Genomic DNA, 19,057 nt, shown 5'->3' on the forward strand with positions numbered 1-19,057 from the left:
TTTTTTTTTTAACGTAAAACCGTTTTCAACACGAAAGGACCTAGTTCTCTATTTAGTTCTTCGGTCTTAGACACTTTGAACCGTTGACTAACTATGGTTTCCTTGCTTCCCTGATAACGAATAACAACTGGAATATTTCCAGGATATTTAGCTAAGATTTGAGAAACTTCAATGTCTTTATCATGATTTTCAAGCAAGATCCAAAAACGCTCTGTACTAGCTTCCTCCATGTTTGATAAAATTAACTGAATGCGTCCGTCACGCTCTTGAGTCCGTCCCTCTAAATAAAAGAGACCACCTTCACTTAATTTATCCTTATGATAGAAATAAGTTTCTGGGAATAGAGTAACATCAAGTTTATTGATCCCATCAGTTACGTTCAGAAAGGCCATCTGATCACCTTTTTTAGTTCTGATAATTCGAACGGACTCTAGCTGAACCAAAACAGTCGCCTTATTATTAACCGTCAAATCAGAAATTGGTTGATAGGGACGAGAGGCCATTTTTTGAGCTAGGTGTAAAGGATGAGGACTAAGCCCAACTCCTAGTAACTCCTGTTCTAAATTATAACGATCCGTCTGGCTATAGTCTTCATAATCAACCCAAGAATAAGAGGACTCTGCAAACAAACTTCCTAACTCATTGACAAAAGTAAAGAGGTTGTTTAAATTGCCAATGATTTTCTGACGATTTGGTTCAAAAATATCAAACAAACCAATCTGGATGAGAGGTGTCAAAATATCGACTTTCTGATATTTACTAGGAATACGTGTTAAAAAGTCTTCTATAGAAATGTATTTGCCATTTTGTTTGCGATCCTCAATAATCCAAAGGGCAAAATCTCTTGGTAAGCCTTTGATAGTCTTAAGGCCTAATACAATCTTGCCATCTGAAATCTTGTCCAGATAGGGAATCCTATTAATATCGAGGCTAGCTAGGGAGAATCCATTTTCAATTGCATCCTTAATGTAATCACTTGACGAATAATTTAACATGACGTCATAGAATATCTGTGGGTAGTGCGTTTTGAAATAGGCTAACTGAAAGGCCAAAGCTGAGTAAGCATAGGCATGACTTCTATTAAAGCCATAACCCGCAAACTTAGCCATCATACTAAAGAGGCGTTCAGCAATCTGTGGGTCACGTCCCAACTGACGACTTCCTTCCATGAACTCCTCGGACATCTTGGACATTTCATTGGCATCTTTTTTAGACATCGCTCGACGAAGCAAATCGGCTTTTCCGAGTGTAAAGCCCGCAAATACTTGGGCAATCTGCATAACCTGCTCCTGATAGAGCATGATGCCATAAGTAGGCTCAAGAATTGGTGCAACTACTGGATCAATGAGATCTACTTTTTCCTTACCGTATTTACGAGCAATGAAATTATCTGTATAATCGCTAGCTCCAGGACGGTTAAGAGAGGTTGTCGCTACGACTTCTTCGAACTTAGCAGGTTTAATTCGTTTAAGGAGGTTTATGGCACCCGCCTGCTCAAACTGAAAAATCCCCTTGGTCTTACCACTGGCAAAAAGTGCTAGGGTCTGTGGATCTTCCAAGTCAATGGATTTGATATCAATAGTGATGCCCTGCTCTTCTTCAAGCTTCTCCTTCATTTTTTGAACAAAGGTCAAATTACGGAGGCCCAAGAAATCCATCTTAAGCAAGCCATTGGCCTCGACTGCGGAGGCATCGTACTGAGTAACCATCATATCCTCACCAGCTTTTAGTGGAATATGGTTGGTAAGATCATCATCACTCATCACTATACCAGCAGCATGGATTGAGGTCTGTCTTGGCTGGCCTTCAATAGCCTTAGCAATCTCAAAAGCCCTCTGAAATTCCTGTCTCTGATTAATCAACTGTCTAAATGACATATTCTTCTCATAGACAGAAGTCAGGTTGTCGCGAAAAGAAATCTTTTTACTTAGTTGGGACAGTTCAAATTCCTTAGCACCAAAACGTTTAAAAACATCTCGAATAGCCTGCTTGGCTCCAAAGGTTGAAAAGGTAACAATCTGAGCAGAGTGATTACTACCATAACGGTCCCTAACATAATGAAGAAACTCGCTTCGATAGATATCAGGCAAGTCGATATCAATATCAGGCATGCTATAACGCTCTTCATTTAGGAAACGCTCGAAAAGCAAGTCATTTTTAACGGGATCAATTCCAGTAATATCAAGGACATAGGCCACCAAGCTTCCTGCAGCAGATCCACGTCCCATTCCCATATAATAACCACGGCTACGCCCAAAGCGTAACAAGTCCCAGACAATCAAGAAATAATCATCAAAGCCCATCTGATGAATAATAGACAATTCTTTGTCTAAACGTTCCTGATAAACTGCTGAGGTTAACTTTTTAGACTCCAATCCAGATTGAGCTAATTGACGTAATTGGTCAACAGCAGGCATATCTCGATTAAAACGTGGAAGCTTCAAATCCGTATCAAATTGATAAGTAATGTCTGAAACAAGTTGCTCCAAATTGTTCAAAGCCTCTGGAATATCACTATAGGCACTTTCCATTTCTTGAGGCGAGAAAAGAAGTTGATTCATAGGACAAATAGAGGCCTCTGACAAGGAAACGTTTTGTGAGATGGCATGCAACATCTGTATCGTCGAGCGGTCTGCATTCTCAAAATAACGCACTGTATGCAAGGGAACCACAGGATAATCAAACTCTTTGCCAGCATCTTCTGGCCTTACCCCAATGAAAACCTCTGAACCAAGAGTCATTCCTGGCTCCCAGTCTTCACTTGGAAGGATAAGGGCAATAGCATTTAGATAGTCCGAAAAAGCTGTAAATTCACGCTGTCCTGAGGAGAGTTCTGTTGCCAACTTCATCAAATTTTTATAGCCCTGATTATTTTTAGCTAATAGACGAAAAGGAATTTTTCTTCCCTCGTAAAATAGATTAGCTTCCATACCAATCAAAGGACGTAAACCGTTTCTACTTGCAAGCTGGGCAAAATGATAAGCAGCATAGAGATTGTCACGATCCATCAAACCAAGGGCTTGATAGCCTAGCTCTTTGGCACGCGCAACGTAGCTGTTCAAATCTACAACACTATCCATGAAACTATAGACGGATTTTGTATCCAATTGTGCAAACATGAAGGCCTCCTTTCTATCTTTCTATTATAGCATACGCTACTAGTAAAAACGCCTCTACCATATTAACTGTTTCAAACAAAAAGAATGAGATAGAACAACATTTTTGATATTGTCCTTATCCCATTCTTTTAAGTGCTCATTATTTTTTTACTAACATATCGTTGCTTCTGATAGCAAGATTGAATATCAAAGCTTAGAGAAACAACTTAATCCCTTATTGCCAATATGATGGGCGTTGTTTTTCATAGGCAGCAATCAAATCTTCATATTGAAGAGTGATTCCAATATCATCAAGCCCTTCAACCAATTTACGTTTCCACTCATGATCGATATCAAATGGAAACTCTCCTGCTGAAGATTTAATGACTTGGTTTGGAAGGTCAATCGTGATTTCCTCACCTGCAGGAAGAGCAGCCAATTTTTGACGTACTTCCAAGGGTTGAACGATTGGCAACATACCATTCTTCAATTCGTTGTTATAGTGGATATCTGAAAATGATCCAGCGATAACACAGCGGAAACCATAGTCTTCCAATGCCCATGCAGCGTGTTCACGAGATGATCCTGAACCAAAGTTATCACCAGTAACCAAAATAGTCGCATCGCGATACTCAGGTTTATTGAAAACGAAATCAGGATTTTCTTCGTAGTCATCATTAAGATAACGCCATTCAAACATCAAATTCTTACCGAAGCCTTTTTTATCAACAGCTTTCAAGAATTGTTTGGGAATGAGTTGGTCCGTATCGATGTTATCATTCATCAAAGGTACTGATTTCCCTGTATAGACGGTAAATTTTTCCATTATCTTCTCCCTTATGCTTGAACTTCTGGCATATCGCGTACATCTACAAATTTACCAGCGATTGCTGCAGCTGCTGCCATTGCTGGACTACAAAGGTGAGTACGAGCTCCATATCCTTGACGTCCCTCAAAGTTACGGTTACTTGTAGATGCACAGTGAACACCTTCTGGAACATGGTCTGGGTTCATACCAAGACACATTGAGCAACCTGGATCACGCCATTCAAATCCTGCATCCAAGAAAATTTTATCCAAACCAAGACGTTCAGCTTCTTTCTTAACTGGACGTGAACCTGGAACAACAATAGCTGTCAATGTTGGTGCAATATGTTTTCCTTTGACGAATTTAGCAGCTAACTCAAGGTCGCTAAGACGTGCGTTAGTACAAGAACCGATAAAGACATAGCCAAGATCGATATCTTTAGCATATTCGCCAGGCTTAACGTCCATATACTCGTAGGCACGTTCATCATTAAAGTCTTTGATTTCTGGGAATGGTTGGTCAAACTCAACACCCATTTCAGGGTTAGTTCCCCATGTAACCATAGGTGCCAATTCTGAAACATCAATAGTAATCACTTTATCATATTCAGCATCTGGATCTGAGACCAAGGTTTTCCAGTCAGCTACTGCTTCTTCAAACTTCTCACCCTTAGGTGCGCATGGACGTCCCTCAACATAATCATAAGTTTTTTGGTCTGGATTCATAAGACCCATCTTAGCACCAAATTCAATAGACATGTTACAGATGGTCATGCGTTCATCCATTGAAAGGGCATCAATAGCTTCACCACAATATTCAACTGCGTATCCTACACCAGCATCAACGCCATAGCGTGCAATAAGTGCAAGAATAAAGTCTTTTGAATAGACACCTGGCTGAGGTTTACCAACAAATTCAACCTTCATTTTCTTAGGTTTTACTTGCCACAAACATTGTGTCGCAAAGACATGTTCTACCTCAGATGTACCAATACCAAAGGCAATGGCACCAAAGGCACCGTGCGTAGCCGTATGACTATCTCCACAGACGACAAATTTACCGGGTTGACTGCGACCTGTTTCAGGACCAACCATGTGGACAATCCCCTGACGAGCAGTACCGTGGGTAGCCGCATCAATACCAAATTCTTCAACGTTTTTCGCCAAAGTATCAATTTGGTTTTTAGAAATAAGGTCACGAATGTTAAAAATATCAACCGTAGGAACGTTGTGGTCTGTCGTACCAAAAGTTAAATCTGGGCGACGAACTTTACGTCCAGCATCACGAAGTCCTTGAAAGGCCTGTGGACTTGTAACCTCGTGAATATAATGCTGATCCACATACATCAATTGTGGTTCGCCCTCGTTTCCAGTAACGACGTGGCGTTCCCAAAGTTTATCAAAAATTGATTTTCCGCTCATAAAATACTCCAAATATAATCTAAGGATTAGCTAATCCGAAAGTCTTGTTAGAATAAGGTATAAAAGAACGACATCAATAACAATGCCTATAAGCCAACATAGCTTAAAATACCATTTGTTAATTTTATGTCTAAAAAATTTCCCACCTAGAAAGGCACCAATACCACCGAAAATCAGAGTCTGCAATAATAATGCCTTCTCAGAAATCCGTCTTTTATGTTGAATGGCCTTGCTTTTATCAAGTCCATAAGCACATAAAACAAGGAGATTCCATACCAACAAAACGCTTAGTAACACTAGTTTTAGTGTCATGAGTTTAGAGATTGCTAATAATAGCTGCTGTCATTTCAGCAGTCGAAGCCTGACCACCCAAATCACGTGTCAAGATGCCTTGGTTCAAGGTCTTATCAACAGCATTTTCAATCAATTCTGCCCCTTCAGTTTCATTGAAACTTTCACGTAACATCATAGCTACTGACAAAATCATTGAAATTGGATTGGCAATACCTTGACCAGCGATGTCTGGTGCCGAACCGTGGATTGGTTCATAAAGACTTGGACCATTTTCAGAGTGACTGGCAGATGGCATAACACCTAAAGTTCCTGGAAGGACACTTGATTCATCAGACAAGATATCACCAAAAAGGTTTTCTGTCACAACCACATCAAAACGAGCTGGGTTGGTAATCATAATCATTGCGGCACTATCAACGAGCTGATGTTCAAGGGTTACTTCTGGAAACTCCAAAGAAACTTCATCAGCAACCTTACGCCACAATTTAGAAGTTGCCAAAACATTTTGTTTATCAATGCTAGTGACCTTTTTGCCACGACCTTGAGCAATCTTGAAGGCACGACGCATGATACGACGAATCTCATCTGCTGAATAATCATTGATATCGCGAGCCTTATCTTCTTCCAAAATGTGCTCACCAAAGTAAATACCACCTGTGAGCTCACGAACAACGACGAAGTCTACGCCCTCAATACGCTCAGGTTTAAGAGGTGACAAGTGTTTCAAAGCATCAAAGATGCGGACAGGACGGATATTAGCAAAGAGATTCAACTCCTTACGAATGGCCAAAAGGCCTTGTTCAGGACGAACTGGCGCATTGTCATATTTAGGTCCACCAATTGCAGCTAAGAGGATAGCATCTGCTGATTTAGCAGCATCCAAAGTTGACTTAGGAAGTGGATGACCCTCAGCATCAATGCCAGCACCACCAAATGGTTTAGCATCGATGTCGTAATCAAATCCAATTTTTGAAGCTACTTTTTCAAGAACTTCAAGACCTGCTGCCATAATCTCAGGTCCAATTCCATCACCTGAAAGTGTTACAATTTTCTTTGTCATGTTTAACTCCTCTTAGGCTTATGGAAGGTCACGATAAGAAACCTTACGTGCCATCTCACCAGCATTTTCTTTTTGAACCAATGTATTAGCATTGATATAGGCAATTGCTGATGCTTTCAAGACATCAAAGTCCAAACCAGATGCATTGAAAATAGTATCTGTATCTACATTTTCTACAGTTACAAGTACACGCGCTTGCGCATCAATACCATCAGTTACTGCGTCAATATTATAAGAAGTCAAGCGAACTGTTTGGTTGAAGAATTTGTCAATAGCATTGAAGATAGCTTCAACTGACCCTTGGCCATTTGCCAAAAATTCAACAGATTCACCGTCTTCATTAGCCAAACTTACTGTAGCAGTGATTGTTTCATCAGCATTAGTAGTCAAACGAAGATCTTCGAAGTGGAAACCTTCTGGATTATCTACACTTGTACCAGCAACAAGGGCACGAATATCTGCATCAGTAATATCATGTTTTTTCCCAGCCAAGACTTTAAATTTGGCAAAAAGTGGTTTGATATCTTCTTCCACAAAGTCAAGCTCAAGTTCTTTCAATTTTTCAACAAAGGCATGACGTCCTGACAATTTACCAAGAGGAAGACTGTTACTCTTCACACCTACTAATTCTGGTGTGAAAATTTCATAAGTTTGTGGGTTCTTAAGAACACCATCTTGGTGGATACCTGATTCATGAGAGAAGGCATTTCCACCAACAACAGCTTTATTTTTAGGAACAGGAATTCCAGAGAAGCGAGAAACAAGCTCTGAAGTATTCATTGTTTCATTAAGAACAATATCACTTGTTGCTTGGAAAAAGTCTTCACGAATTTTCAAAGCAACAGCTACTTCTTCAAGAGCAACATTACCCGCACGTTCACCGATACCATTAACAGTTCCCTGTACACGTCCAGCACCGTGTTTAATTGCTGTCAAAGTATTTGCAGTTGCCATACCGAGGTCATCGTGACAGTGAACACCAAAAACAACTTTATGGTCTGATTTAATATTTTCAGTCAAATGATCAAAAATACGTGCAAACTCTTCTGGAGTCGTAAATCCTACTGTATCTGGAATATTAATATATGATGCACCAGCATCAACCGCTGTTTGAACAACTTCAGTCAAGAAATCAAGCTCAGTACGAGTAGCATCCTCTGGTGAAAACTCAACAACATCGAAACGTTCACGCGCATAAGTCACATGCTCTTTTACAGCTTCAAGAATTTCTTCTTTTGATTTCTTCAATTTAAACTCACGGTGAATCGGACTTGTTGCGATAAAGACATGAATTTGTGGATACTTGGCATCTTTCAAAGCCTCATAACAAGCATCAATATCAGATTTTACTGAGCGAGCCAAGCCGGTAACAGAAGTTGTTGTCATAGCTTCTGCAATTTGTTTTACTGCCTCAAATGAATCTGGACTAGCTGCAGGGAAACCTGCTTCGATTACAGAAATTCCCCATTTTTCAAGTTGCTTAGCAATGGCAACTTTTTCTTTGATTGAGAAGTTAACTCCAGGTGTTTGTTCCCCATCACGAAGACTTGTATCAAAAAATTCAACTTTACGCATAGACAATCCTCTTTCTAAAAGTAAAAACGATAGTAGTAAAAAAACATCTCACTCGGAAACCCAAGCGAGATGTTTTTACCTCCCGCTTGGTAAGCCAAACAGGACTAATGCTTTTGCACTAGCCCTCATTACGCAATAGCAAAACTGTTGTAGTTGCGAATGTCATTTGACTCATTTCCTTTCGATGTATCTTGGTTAATATGATACATCTTTCCAACTTGAAAGTCAAGGAAAAAATACTGAATTGACTGACTTTTCTGACCACTATTTACAATTTTTTTCAGGAAAAGAAAAAAGCTGGCTTAAACCAACTTTTTCTTTATTATTGATAACTACTTATCTCAGCTTATTTTCCGAGGTAGTATTCGTTAACAACGTTCAATTTATCGTCAAATTCGAATACCAATGGTGGGAAGTTTGGAATTTCAACATCCATGATTTCGTCATCTGACAATTGTTTGATGTGTTTAACAAGGGCACGGATTGAGTTACCGTGTGCACCTACGAATACGTTTTTACCATCTTTAAGAGCTGGAGCGATTTTATCTTCCCAGAATGGAAGGGCACGTTCCAAAGTAACTTTCAAGTTTTCAGCATCTGGAATTACTGAGTCGTCTAGTGAAGCATAACGACGATCAGTGTGTGCTGAGTGCTCATCATCACGATCCATTGCTGGAGGCAAAACATCGTATGAACGACGCCAGATGTGAACTTGCTCATCACCAAATTGTTCAGCAGCTTCTGCTTTGTTTTTACCAGTCAAACCACCGTAGTGACGTTCGTTCAAGCGCCATGATTTTTCAACTGGAACCCAAAGTTGGTCAGATGCTTCAAGAGCCAAGTTAGTTGTTTTGATCGCACGTTTCAATACTGAAGTGTATGCTTGATCAAATTCGATACCAGCTTCTTTGATCAATTTACCAGCGTCGATAGCTTGTTGAGTACCTTTTTCAGAAAGATCTACGTCAGCCCAACCTGTGAAAAGGTTAGCTTTGTTCCATTCAGACTCACCGTGGCGAGCGAAAACCAATTTTACCATTAGTTATGTCTCCTTTTTATTTTGGGTTAAACCCATTTACTCCTTCTATTCTACCCAAAAAACCTTGAAAAAGCTAGCAAAATCCAAAAAATTCTGTAAAATTCTACTGCATCCTGTCAGTCTCAAAAGCGAGGGTATTAGAAATTCACTTTAGATGCTTTTGCATATCCATTATTTCCTTGTTTTAGGCCTTCATTCATGCTAAAATGAGATGAATTAGTAACATTTTACATTGTGATCTTTAAAGGAGGATCTTATGGTTTCTACTGCTACAAAAGTTGGTCAGTTTACATTTTCTAACTGTCTTATGAATGCTGCGGGTGTTCATTGTATGACTAAGGAAGAATTGGCAGAGGTCGAGGCTTCAGCTGCAGGTTCATTCGTCACAAAAACAGGGACACTTGAAGCCCGCCCTGGTAATCCTGAACCACGTTATGTTAATGTACCTCTTGGGTCAATCAACTCAATGGGCTTGCCAAATAACGGTTTTGAATACTACCTTGACTATGTGATTGAATTGCAAAAGCAACCCAATACCAAAAATCATTTCCTTTCACTAGTTGGTCTCTCACCTGAAGAAACCCACACGATTCTCAAAAAAGTTCAAGAAAGCGACTATGAAGGACTTGTTGAACTCAACCTCTCATGCCCTAACGTTCCTGGTAAACCTCAAATTGCCTATGATTTTGAAACAACAACCGAGATCCTTACTGAAGTCTTCTCTTACTTTACAAAACCTCTTGGTGTGAAATTACCACCATACTTTGATATTGTGCACTTTGACCAAGCTGCTGCAGTGTTTAACCAATTTCCACTTGTCTTTGTTAACTGTGTCAACTCAATTGGTAATGGCCTTTACATTGAAGATGAGTCTGTTGTCATCAAACCTAAGAATGGTTTTGGTGGTATCGGTGGTGACTACATCAAACCTACTGCCTTGGCAAACGTTCACGCTTTCTACCAACGTCTGAAACCTGAAATCCAAATTATTGGTACTGGTGGTGTCAAATCTGGTCGTGATGCCTTTGAACACATCCTTTGTGGTGCAAGTATGGTACAAGTGGGTACTGCCCTTCAAAAAGAAGGTGTCGCTGTTTTTGACCGTATTACTAAAGAACTTAAAGAAATCATGGAAGAAAAAGGTTACGAAACTCTTGAAGACTTCCGAGGAAAACTTCACTACATTGACTAGTCTACAAAAAAAGTTTGGAAGACCTTCCAAACTTTTTTATTATTTGATGAGGATTCTCTTATTAGACAAGACCATCATCGTCACGTTCATCCCAGTCTTCAAAAGGATCCTTGCCCTCTTTCTCAGCTTGAAGACGTTTTTGACGAGCTTCTTCGATTTGTTTTTCACTTGGCTTCATCAGTTTGCTGATAGCAACAATACCTGATAGTTTAATAACAGTAAAAACCAAAAGAAAAATCAATACCACTGTTATGGTTTTCATAGATTTCCTTAACTTATTTTCATATAAATCAAAACCCCTAAAATTTTAGGGGTTTTTACATTATTTAACTGCGTCTTTAAGAGCTTTACCAGCTTTAAATGCAGGAACTTTAGAAGCTGCGATTGAGATAGCTTCACCAGTTTGTGGGTTACGACCTTGACGAGCAGCGCGTTCGCGTACTTCAAAGTTACCGAAACCGATCAATTGTACTTTTTCACCTGCAGCAAGGAATTCTTCGATAGAAGCGAAAACTGCATCTACAGCTGCTGCTGAATCTTTTTTAGTAAGCTCAGTTGCTTCTGCAACTTTAGCGATCAAATCTTGTTTGTTAGCCATTGTAACAATCCTCCAATTTATTTCTAAGCGAATAGTTTTTTTAGCGCTTGAACAAGTATTATCTTATCCTAAAAGGCCTATGAGGTCAAGTAATAAACGCTAATTTAATCGCTTTTTTGCAAAAAGTAAAGGCTTTTTAATTTATTGTCTTATAGATGTCAAATTCGATACGGTCATTAACCAAATCAAGGCTTTGAGCACGTGCTGTAATCCCCTTCTCATTCTTCATAGACTGAATATTTAAGGTAACCTTTCCCTTCTTACTATTGATGGCGATGTAATCAGGGAGGTTAGTTGAACGTTTAATCATCTTAAGGGCATCCGAAACAGGCAGTTTCAAGGTTCCAGCCGAAAGCTCAGAAACATGAAGTACAATTGCTCCTGATTCACTAACAACCGGCGTAAAGTAGACATAAAGAGGGACAGGGTGACCTAAAACCTTATAGCTACTTTCGAAAACAATTTTAGAATTAGTAACCTTGACCTTGAAACGCATCTTATCGGTCGAATAATCTTGGGCAAAGCCCGTAAGAGCAGCGTCAAGCTCCTCCCTTGTCATACTATACTTACCAATTTTAGTTGCTCCCTTAGGTAGGGATACAGAACTCGTCGTCTCCACTGGAGTCATGATTCTATAGGCCACAACACTTACTAAGGCTAGATTTAAGGCCAAGAGTCCTAAAAATAACCACTTCCATATCTTACTCACCTGACCACTCCTTCTTTGTTTGGTTAATACGTTTCAAAATGGCATCTGACATAATTTGATAACCTGTATTATTTGGATGAAAATGATCATCCTCAAAAAGAGCATCATTCAGGCTACCTTGAGAAGAGTTACTAGACTGAGACGTATCATCAGAGCTTGTAACACCGCCCTTACCGTCAATTCCCTTATAAAGCAAATCATTTACAGGAACAAAATAGACATTATCGTACTTCTTGCACACTTCTTCAGTAGATTGGTTCCAATTATCTACAATAGTTTGCATTTCTGTCATCTCTGGAAAATTAAGATAAAAAGGATTGTAAATACCAACAATATAAATTGGCAATGTTTTATTATCCTTACGAGCTAACTCAATAATCTGTCCTAATCTCTTTTGATAGGCCTGAGCTGGCTTAGTGAAGGTGTCTACATTAAGATTAGTGATATTGTCCTTAATGACATGGATTACATCATTACCACCAACTGTCAGAGTCATCACTTTAGCCTTCTTGAGATCTCTTTGAATATCCTTCTTTTCTTGCACTCTCTTGAGAATTTGATTGCTCGTATTCCCTGCGATACCATAGTTGCGAGAGGTCACTTGCCAGTCAAAATCTGACTCTAAGGCCTGAGACAAAACAGGAACGAAGCCCCCTTGATTACTACTATCACCTACACCTTGCGTAAGGGAATCACCGATAGCAACATAGGTGACCTTTTCATTTTTAATAGATTTAATTTTTTCTGCAATTTTTGATGACTGATGCGTACTAGGAACTACAAAAATAAAGAGGCCGATAAATAAGAGAAAAAGCAAGAAGAAGCCTACGAGGCTTCTAACTAATTCTGATTCTTTCCACTTATTCATAACGAACCATTACGGCAAAGGCGCCTTCACCAGTGTGCGTTTGAATGATGGAACCAGTCTCAAGGATTGAAATCGGAGCGCCCAAAACCTCAAGTTTTTCAGCCATTTCATGTGCAAAATCAGGTGTCCCTGCATAAGAAATACCAATCTCTGCCACTTTGCGGTCCTTATCCTTGATACCATTAATATAAGAATCCAACCATTTTGTGAATGTCTTAGCACCACGACCCTTCGCAATCGTATTCAACTGATAGTCTTTCAACTCCATAATGACACGGATATTGAGCAATGAAGATAGTAGACCTGTTACACGTCCAATACGACCACCTTTGACAAGATTCTCAAGGGTAGAAACACCGATATGTAGTTCAGATTTACTTTTCACTTCTTCCACACGTGCTACAATCTCATCTAGACTATCTCCTGCTTCAGCTAATTTGGCTGCTTCAACAACCTGAAACTTAAGGCACTGATCCGTAAAGCCTGAATCGATAACGGTTACATCTGCTCCTGACAGGCTAGCTCCTTGACGTGAAGCTTCACATGTCCCAGAGAGGGTGTGCATGAGGTGGATAGCCACAATCTGTTCTGCACCTTCTTTGACAAGTTTTTCATATGTCTCAGCAAACAAACCTACTGGTGGTTGGCTAGTCTTTGGTAACTCTTTACTATGCTTCATCATATCCAAGAAACGGCCTTCTTCTCGAAGATCACTATCTGAATAGATGACACCGTCCACCATAACCGACAATGGAACAACAGTGATATTATATTTTTCAACCAATTCTGGTTCAATCGTAATTGACGAATCGGTTACAATTCTGATTTTACTCATATTTTTCTCGCTTAACACAAATTTTTATTCTATTATAGCATGACTGGAAAACTTTTCCCAAGTCTTTTTCTAAAGAGAGTCATCTACCTTTAACAAGGCTCTTGCTTGGCTCAAGGCAGCCTCCGTCACATTATCACCTGCTAACATCTTAGCGATTTCTTGCACCCTTTCCTCAGGTGTCAAGAGACGAACACGAGAGACAGTCGTCTCATTATCGCTTTCCTTAGAAATAAAGAACTGATAATCAGCAATGGCAATAACTTGTGGAAGGTGACTGATGGCCAAAACCTGACCATGACTCCCAATCTTATGAATTTTCTGAGCGATGGCTTGGGCAACACGACCTGAAACGCCAGTATCAACCTCATCGAAGACGATACTTGTTTTGTCTTCTTTGCGGGCAAAGGCTGACTTAATCGCTAACATGAGTCGAGATAATTCTCCTCCTGAAGCAACCTTAACAAGCGGTTTAAAGCCTTCACCTGGATTGGTTGAGATGTAAAACTCAACCTGCTCATTACCATCACGGTTAAATTTCCCTTTAGTAAAGGTAACTTTAAAATCAGCCTTATCCATGTAAAGGTCGCATAACTCGTTCTTAATCTCAGCTTCAAGGGCTGTAGCAATTTGATGGCGTGCCGTTTGTAAGGTCTCTGCAGACGCAAGCAGATCTTTTTCAAGTTGCTTAAGCTCTTGTTCCATCGCATCTGACGAACTGGAATTGCCAGTTAAAAGATTATATTCTTTACTTGAATTTTCCAGATAATCTAAGACGTCATCGACAGTCCCACCATATTTACGAGTAATTGCATTAATCGTATCTAAGCGGTGTTCAATCTCTTGCAAACGCCCAGCATCAAAGTCCAAATTATCCAAAAGGTCACCGAGTTGCTTAGTGACATCTTCCAAAACATAATAGGCTTCTGATAGATTTCCAGAGAGTTCTTTGTAATCTGAGTCATACTCTTCAAGAGACTGGAGGTCATTCATGGCAGAACGAACATTTGAAAGACTTGAAAAATCTTCATTATCCAGCATGACATAGGCATTTGTTAAGGTATCAGCAATCTGCTTATGGTTAAGAAGCTTGTCTCGCTCCTTCATCAATGCCAAATCTTCTCCTGATTTTAGAGAGACTGCTTCAATTTCTGCAATCTGAAAAGCTAGCATTTCAATTCGAGCCTTATGCTCCTGCTCATTTTTCTGCTTTTCAAGAACGGCTTTTCTTAACTCACGATAGCGGTCAAAATACTCTTGGTATTCTTTCTTAGTTTGGAAAAATTCCTTGTCACCAAAGGCATCAAGCATGGTAATATGCAGAGCAGGTTTCATAAGCTCTTCCTGGTCATGTTGTCCATGGATATCTACCAAGAAGTGCCCAACGGCTTTAAGTGTCGTTAAATTGACCATCTGTCCATTGATGCGACTAACACTTCTACCATTTTGGAAGATTTCACGACGGATAATCAATTCATCCTCGACAGGAATCCCATTATCTTCCAAGATACTAACCAAGGCAGGATTTTGTTCGATTGAAAAGAAGCCCTGAATCTCAGCCTTAGATGCTGAATGACGGACGACTTCGCTAGAAGCACGTGCGCCCAACATAAGATTCATGGCATCTATAATAATGGACTTACCAGCACCTGTTTCACCAGTAAGGACGGTCATACCATTCTCAAAGTTTAGAGAAATCTCTTCAATAATTGCGAAATTCTTTATCGTAATTTCGAGAAGCATAGGCCCTCCTATTCTTCAACCCACTTAATGATTTGCCCCTGTAGTTCGATGGCTGCTAACTCTGACTGAGCCACTAAAAAGAGGGTATCATCGTCAGCAATGACACTAAAAATCAAATGCTTGTACTCATCCAAAAGAATCTTCTTGATGAGACGGCTTGTCCCAGGTTGAACAACGATATTCATAAAGGCATGTTGACGATCAACACGCAACAAGCGACGAGTCACAACAGAAGTTCCACCTACTCGTCTAGGAGCAGTTGAGAGTCCATAGATGTATGAACCGTCTTCCGTTGGTACCTTGGTAATACCAATTTCATTGATATCACGCGATACTGTCGCCTGAGTAGCCTTCAATCCCTCATTTTGGAGTAATTTTACCAATTCTCCCTGAGTCGTAATTTTATTTTCTTGGACAATCTTTCGGATTAACTCCAAACGATCATTCTTCTTCATTCTTTTTAAACTCCTTATGTGCTTGTGCTACAACTTCCTTAATAGAGGTTTGAGCATCATTTTGAGGAGAATTTGTCTTCTCCAAATGTGCGAGAAACTCAATGTTACCATGACCACCTTGGATAGGTGAAAAGTCCAGTCTCTTAACTGAAAAGCCATAGTCAAGCGCAAAGGCTGTCACTGTTTCTAACACTTTTTCATGGACACTGCTCTCACGAACAATCCCGTTTTTCCCAATTTGTTCACGGCCCGCCTCAAATTGCGGTTTCACAAGAGCAACAACTTGCCCTCCATCAACCAATATCTTAGCCAAGGCCGGCAGAATCAAATTTAGCGAGATGAAACTGACATCGATTGATGCAAAAGACGGTAGTCCTTCTGTAAAATCAATAGGTTCAGCATAACGGAAATTATATTGCTCCATGGAACGAACACGCTCATCTTGACGCAATTTCCAAACCAACTGATTGGTACCGACATCCACAGCATAAACCAGTTTGGCCCCATTTTGAAGCATAACATCGGTAAATCCACCTGTTGAAGCTCCAATATCGATGGTCGTCATGCCTTCAACCGACAGATTGAATACTTCCAAAGCTTTTTCAAGTTTGAGTCCTCCACGGCTCACATACTTGAGTTTTTCTCCTTTAAGCTTCAACTCTGTACCGTCGTCGATTTTTTCACCGGGTTTATCGTAACGTTCACCATTGATAACATTAACAACTAAACCAGCCATAACGCCACGTTTAGCTTGTTCTCGTGTTTCAAAAAGGCCTTGTTTATAAGCCAAGACGTCTACTCTTTCCTTAGGCATGGAGTCGTAACCTTTCTATGATTTCTATAATACTGTCTTTCTTGAAACCTTGAGTCTCAGATAGATTTCGGAAAATAGCCTCAGCTTTATCAAGTGATTCCTCTAGGATAGCATGTGATTTTTCAAGACCAAGCAGAGCCGGATATGTTGATTTTCCAGCTACTACATCTTTCCCAGGCGTCTTCCCAAGCTCTTCGAAATCAGCAGTCACATCCAAAATATCATCACGTACTTGAAAGGCAAGACCAATCAAGCGACCAGCTTCTTGAAGATTTTCCAAGACCTGTTGATCTTTTTGAGCAACAATACCAGCCGCTACAAAAGGAAAGGTTAAAAGCTTACCTGTCTTATGCTCATGAATCTTAGCCAGTTGCGATAAATCAAGTTCCTGACCTTCACCCTTCATATCCAACATTTGTCCACCTACCATACCGAAGGTTCCTGAAGAATGAGATAATGCTTGAATCAATTGAACTCGAATTTCTGCGGATAACTCTGTTTGTGCTAGGAGGTCAAATGGATCCAAAAAGAGAGAATCTCCAGCCAAGATTGCCGTTGCTTCATCGAATTTCTTATGGTTGGTTAAACGTCCTCGACGGTAATCATCATCATCCATGGCCGGCAGATCGTCGTGAATCAGACTTCCAGTATGAATCATTTCAAGACTTGCTGCGACATCGAAATGACTAGGAGTAAGCTCTAAACCAAATCCTTCAAGTAAATCTAAGAAAATCAGTGGACGAATACGCTTGCCTCCACTATCAACTGAATAAAGGATGGCAGTGATTAAATCACTTGATACAGGAAGATTCTTTTTTTGGTAGTAATCACGGATAGCCGCATCAATTTTATTTAGCTTGCTCATTAGGCATCCATTTCCGTTTCTGTACCATCTGCTTGCATGACCTTAACTAGTGTTTTTTCAGCATCTTCCAAGGTCTTCTGCAAATTTTTAGACAAGGCCATACCTTTTTGGAACTCAGCAATAGCATCCTCAAGAGCAACATCACCTGTTTCGAGCTTAGTGACGATGGCTTCTAAGTCCTGTAAATTTTCCTCAAATGTTTTTTTAGTTGACATTTTTCACCTCTACTTCTAGTTCTCCATCTTTCATTTGGACGGTTAATTGATCACCTTCGGTAATATTCTTGGTACTTGTTAAAGGTTTATCATCTTTCTTGACAATGGCATAGCCCCTTGCAACAATACGACTAGTATCTAGAGACAATAAGGCATCCTGTGCCTTTTCTAATCTCACACGATTACCATTCATGGTGTTCTTAGTTGTAGTCACCAATAAACGTTGCAAAGACTCTCGACGGTCTTGGTAGTTCTGAACACTAGTCAGAAGATTTAAGCCTTGTAATCGTTGTCTCAAAAGCTCTGCTTCTTTTTGTTTGCGTGCGAAATCTTGACTCATGAAGGTTTCAAGCCTTGTTGTTAGTCGATCCAACTTTTGTAGATAACCATCGTAAAGGCGCTCAGGTTGCCTAAAGACAACAGATTGTGACAATTTGGCCAAGCGTTCCTGGTTATACTGTATACGTCTCAAACAGGCTTGATAGGCTCTATTTTGTCTTTCACGAATCCAAACCAAGGTATCAGCCTTTGATACCGGAGTCGCAAGTTCTGCCGCTGCTGTAGGCGTAGCAGCTCTACGATCTGCAACAAAGTCAGCCAAAGTCGTATCTGTTTCGTGGCCAACGCTTGAAATCACAGGGAGACGACTCTCAAAAATCGACTGAACTACAATTTCCTCGTTAAATGCCCAGAGGTCTTCAATAGAACCTCCACCACGACCAACGATAAGTAAATCTAGGTCATTCCTTTGATTGGCTTTTTGGATATTTTCAGCAATTTCCTGTGCAGCTCCTTCACCTTGAACCTTGGTAGGGAAAAGTAAGATTTCTACCCCAGGAAAACGACGACTAACGGTCGTAATAATATCTCGAATAACCGCACCACTAGGACTAGTGACAACCCCAATTTTTTTGACAAAATTAGGCAGAGCTTGCTTATGACGATCATCGAAATAGCCTTCTGCAGTCAATTTTTTTCGAAGCTGTTCAAACTGGATGGCCAAAGCCCCAATACCATCAGGCTCAGCCTTCTCGATAATAATGGAATAAGAACCACTAGGCTCATAAATCTGGACCCGACCAACGACATTGATCTTCATCCCTTCTTCGAGTTCAAAACCAAGCTTTTTGAAAACCCCAGCCCAAATCGTCGCCTGAATAACAGCCCCTTCATCCTTTATCGAAAAATATTGGTGACTCGGACGTCGACGAAAATTGGAAACCTGCCCCGTCAAATAAACCCTCTCTAGATAAGGATCACGGTCAAATTTCATTTTCAAATATTTGGTTAAGGATGTGACCGATAAATAGTCTGACACGACAACTCTCCTTTATTTAAGCAATCCTTGAAAACCTGAAGACATTAAAAAAGTTCTGTAGAACTATCATCCCCAAATCCTCTCAATCAGCTTTTTAATTGTATACACGATTACTTAAAATTATACCAAAAAAGACTGTCAAAAGACAGTCTC

Annotated in this window: 19 protein-coding genes; 1 reads left to right on the forward strand and 18 read right to left on the reverse strand. The window is 40.0% G+C overall.

Annotated elements, in window-relative coordinates; all coding sequences use genetic code 11:
• Positions 1 to 8: 8 nt before the first annotated feature.
• The 7 genes from HMPREF2877_RS02855 to HMPREF2877_RS02885 all read right to left on the reverse strand — a co-directional run bounded on the left by HMPREF2877_RS02855 (position 9) and on the right by HMPREF2877_RS02885 (position 9,295).
• On the reverse strand, positions 9 to 3,119 hold the full coding sequence (locus HMPREF2877_RS02855; RefSeq protein ID WP_070578590.1) for a DNA polymerase III subunit alpha: 3,111 nt from the start codon (positions 3,117 to 3,119) through the stop codon (positions 9 to 11).
• Positions 3,120 to 3,333: 214 nt separating this feature from the next.
• Positions 3,334 to 3,924 (reverse strand): 3-isopropylmalate dehydratase small subunit, encoded by a 591-nt coding sequence (gene leuD / locus HMPREF2877_RS02860; protein ID WP_002884116.1) that lies wholly within the window; start codon positions 3,922 to 3,924, stop codon positions 3,334 to 3,336.
• Positions 3,925 to 3,935: 11 nt separating this feature from the next.
• A complete protein-coding gene (gene leuC / locus HMPREF2877_RS02865) occupies positions 3,936 to 5,327 on the reverse strand; it encodes a 3-isopropylmalate dehydratase large subunit (protein ID WP_013990716.1) in 1,392 nt (463 codons plus the stop codon).
• A gap of 30 nt (positions 5,328 to 5,357) precedes the next feature.
• A complete protein-coding gene (locus tag HMPREF2877_RS02870; protein WP_013990717.1) occupies positions 5,358 to 5,639 on the reverse strand; it encodes a DUF1294 domain-containing protein in 282 nt (93 codons plus the stop codon).
• Positions 5,640 to 5,643: 4 nt separating this feature from the next.
• Entirely contained in the window at positions 5,644 to 6,681 is a 1,038-nt protein-coding gene (leuB, locus tag HMPREF2877_RS02875; protein ID WP_070578593.1) for a 3-isopropylmalate dehydrogenase, read from the reverse strand.
• A gap of 18 nt (positions 6,682 to 6,699) precedes the next feature.
• Entirely contained in the window at positions 6,700 to 8,256 is a 1,557-nt protein-coding gene (locus tag HMPREF2877_RS02880) for a 2-isopropylmalate synthase (protein ID WP_060971493.1), read from the reverse strand.
• Positions 8,257 to 8,602: 346 nt separating this feature from the next.
• Positions 8,603 to 9,295, reverse strand: coding sequence for a phosphoglycerate mutase (locus tag HMPREF2877_RS02885; RefSeq protein WP_004182646.1), 693 nt, complete (start codon positions 9,293 to 9,295; stop codon positions 8,603 to 8,605).
• 256 nt (positions 9,296 to 9,551) lie between these two features.
• Here HMPREF2877_RS02885 and HMPREF2877_RS02890 point away from each other — a divergent pair, with 256 nt between their 5' ends.
• Complete coding sequence (locus tag HMPREF2877_RS02890; protein WP_004182647.1) at positions 9,552 to 10,487, forward strand: dihydroorotate oxidase; 936 nt, start codon at positions 9,552 to 9,554, stop codon at positions 10,485 to 10,487.
• Positions 10,488 to 10,548: 61 nt separating this feature from the next.
• Here HMPREF2877_RS02890 and HMPREF2877_RS02895 read toward each other — a convergent pair whose 3' ends face one another.
• The 11 genes from HMPREF2877_RS02895 to xseA form a co-directional block, all read right to left on the reverse strand.
• Positions 10,549 to 10,749: a hypothetical protein gene (locus tag HMPREF2877_RS02895; RefSeq protein ID WP_002883994.1), complete on the reverse strand. Its 201-nt coding sequence runs from the start codon at positions 10,747 to 10,749 to the stop codon at positions 10,549 to 10,551.
• Between the two features lie 60 nt (positions 10,750 to 10,809).
• On the reverse strand, positions 10,810 to 11,085 hold the full coding sequence (locus HMPREF2877_RS02900; protein WP_002884048.1) for an HU family DNA-binding protein: 276 nt from the start codon (positions 11,083 to 11,085) through the stop codon (positions 10,810 to 10,812).
• Positions 11,086 to 11,221: 136 nt separating this feature from the next.
• Entirely contained in the window at positions 11,222 to 11,794 is a 573-nt protein-coding gene (locus HMPREF2877_RS02905) for a YpmS family protein (protein ID WP_004182648.1), read from the reverse strand.
• Positions 11,787 to 12,662 (reverse strand): SGNH/GDSL hydrolase family protein, encoded by an 876-nt coding sequence (locus tag HMPREF2877_RS02910; protein ID WP_004182649.1) that lies wholly within the window; start codon positions 12,660 to 12,662, stop codon positions 11,787 to 11,789. The genes HMPREF2877_RS02905 and HMPREF2877_RS02910 overlap by 8 nt, the downstream gene beginning before the upstream one ends.
• Positions 12,655 to 13,497: a DegV family protein gene (locus HMPREF2877_RS02915; RefSeq protein ID WP_045768844.1), complete on the reverse strand. Its 843-nt coding sequence runs from the start codon at positions 13,495 to 13,497 to the stop codon at positions 12,655 to 12,657. The genes HMPREF2877_RS02910 and HMPREF2877_RS02915 overlap by 8 nt, the downstream gene beginning before the upstream one ends.
• A 69-nt stretch (positions 13,498 to 13,566) precedes the next feature.
• Complete coding sequence (gene recN, locus HMPREF2877_RS02920; protein WP_004182651.1) at positions 13,567 to 15,237, reverse strand: DNA repair protein RecN; 1,671 nt, start codon at positions 15,235 to 15,237, stop codon at positions 13,567 to 13,569.
• An 8-nt stretch (positions 15,238 to 15,245) separates the two neighbouring features.
• Entirely contained in the window at positions 15,246 to 15,692 is a 447-nt protein-coding gene (locus tag HMPREF2877_RS02925; protein ID WP_004182652.1) for an arginine repressor, read from the reverse strand.
• Positions 15,679 to 16,506, reverse strand: coding sequence for a TlyA family RNA methyltransferase (locus tag HMPREF2877_RS02930; protein ID WP_004182653.1), 828 nt, complete (start codon positions 16,504 to 16,506; stop codon positions 15,679 to 15,681). Before HMPREF2877_RS02930 ends, HMPREF2877_RS02925 begins: the two co-directional genes overlap by 14 nt.
• Positions 16,499 to 17,371: a polyprenyl synthetase family protein gene (locus tag HMPREF2877_RS02935; RefSeq protein ID WP_045768845.1), complete on the reverse strand. Its 873-nt coding sequence runs from the start codon at positions 17,369 to 17,371 to the stop codon at positions 16,499 to 16,501. The genes HMPREF2877_RS02930 and HMPREF2877_RS02935 overlap by 8 nt, the downstream gene beginning before the upstream one ends.
• The gene (locus tag HMPREF2877_RS02940; protein ID WP_002888853.1) at positions 17,371 to 17,586 is read right to left on the reverse strand and encodes an exodeoxyribonuclease VII small subunit; all 216 of its coding nucleotides are present in this window, start codon (positions 17,584 to 17,586) and stop codon (positions 17,371 to 17,373) included. The genes HMPREF2877_RS02935 and HMPREF2877_RS02940 overlap by 1 nt, the downstream gene beginning before the upstream one ends.
• Positions 17,576 to 18,904: an exodeoxyribonuclease VII large subunit gene (xseA, locus tag HMPREF2877_RS02945; RefSeq protein ID WP_070578597.1), complete on the reverse strand. Its 1,329-nt coding sequence runs from the start codon at positions 18,902 to 18,904 to the stop codon at positions 17,576 to 17,578. The genes HMPREF2877_RS02940 and xseA overlap by 11 nt, the downstream gene beginning before the upstream one ends.
• Positions 18,905 to 19,057: the final 153 nt, after the last annotated feature.

The sequence above is a fragment of the Streptococcus sp. HMSC072D03 genome (assembly GCF_001812855.1).
GTDB lineage: Bacteria > Bacillota > Bacilli > Lactobacillales > Streptococcaceae > Streptococcus > Streptococcus salivarius_D.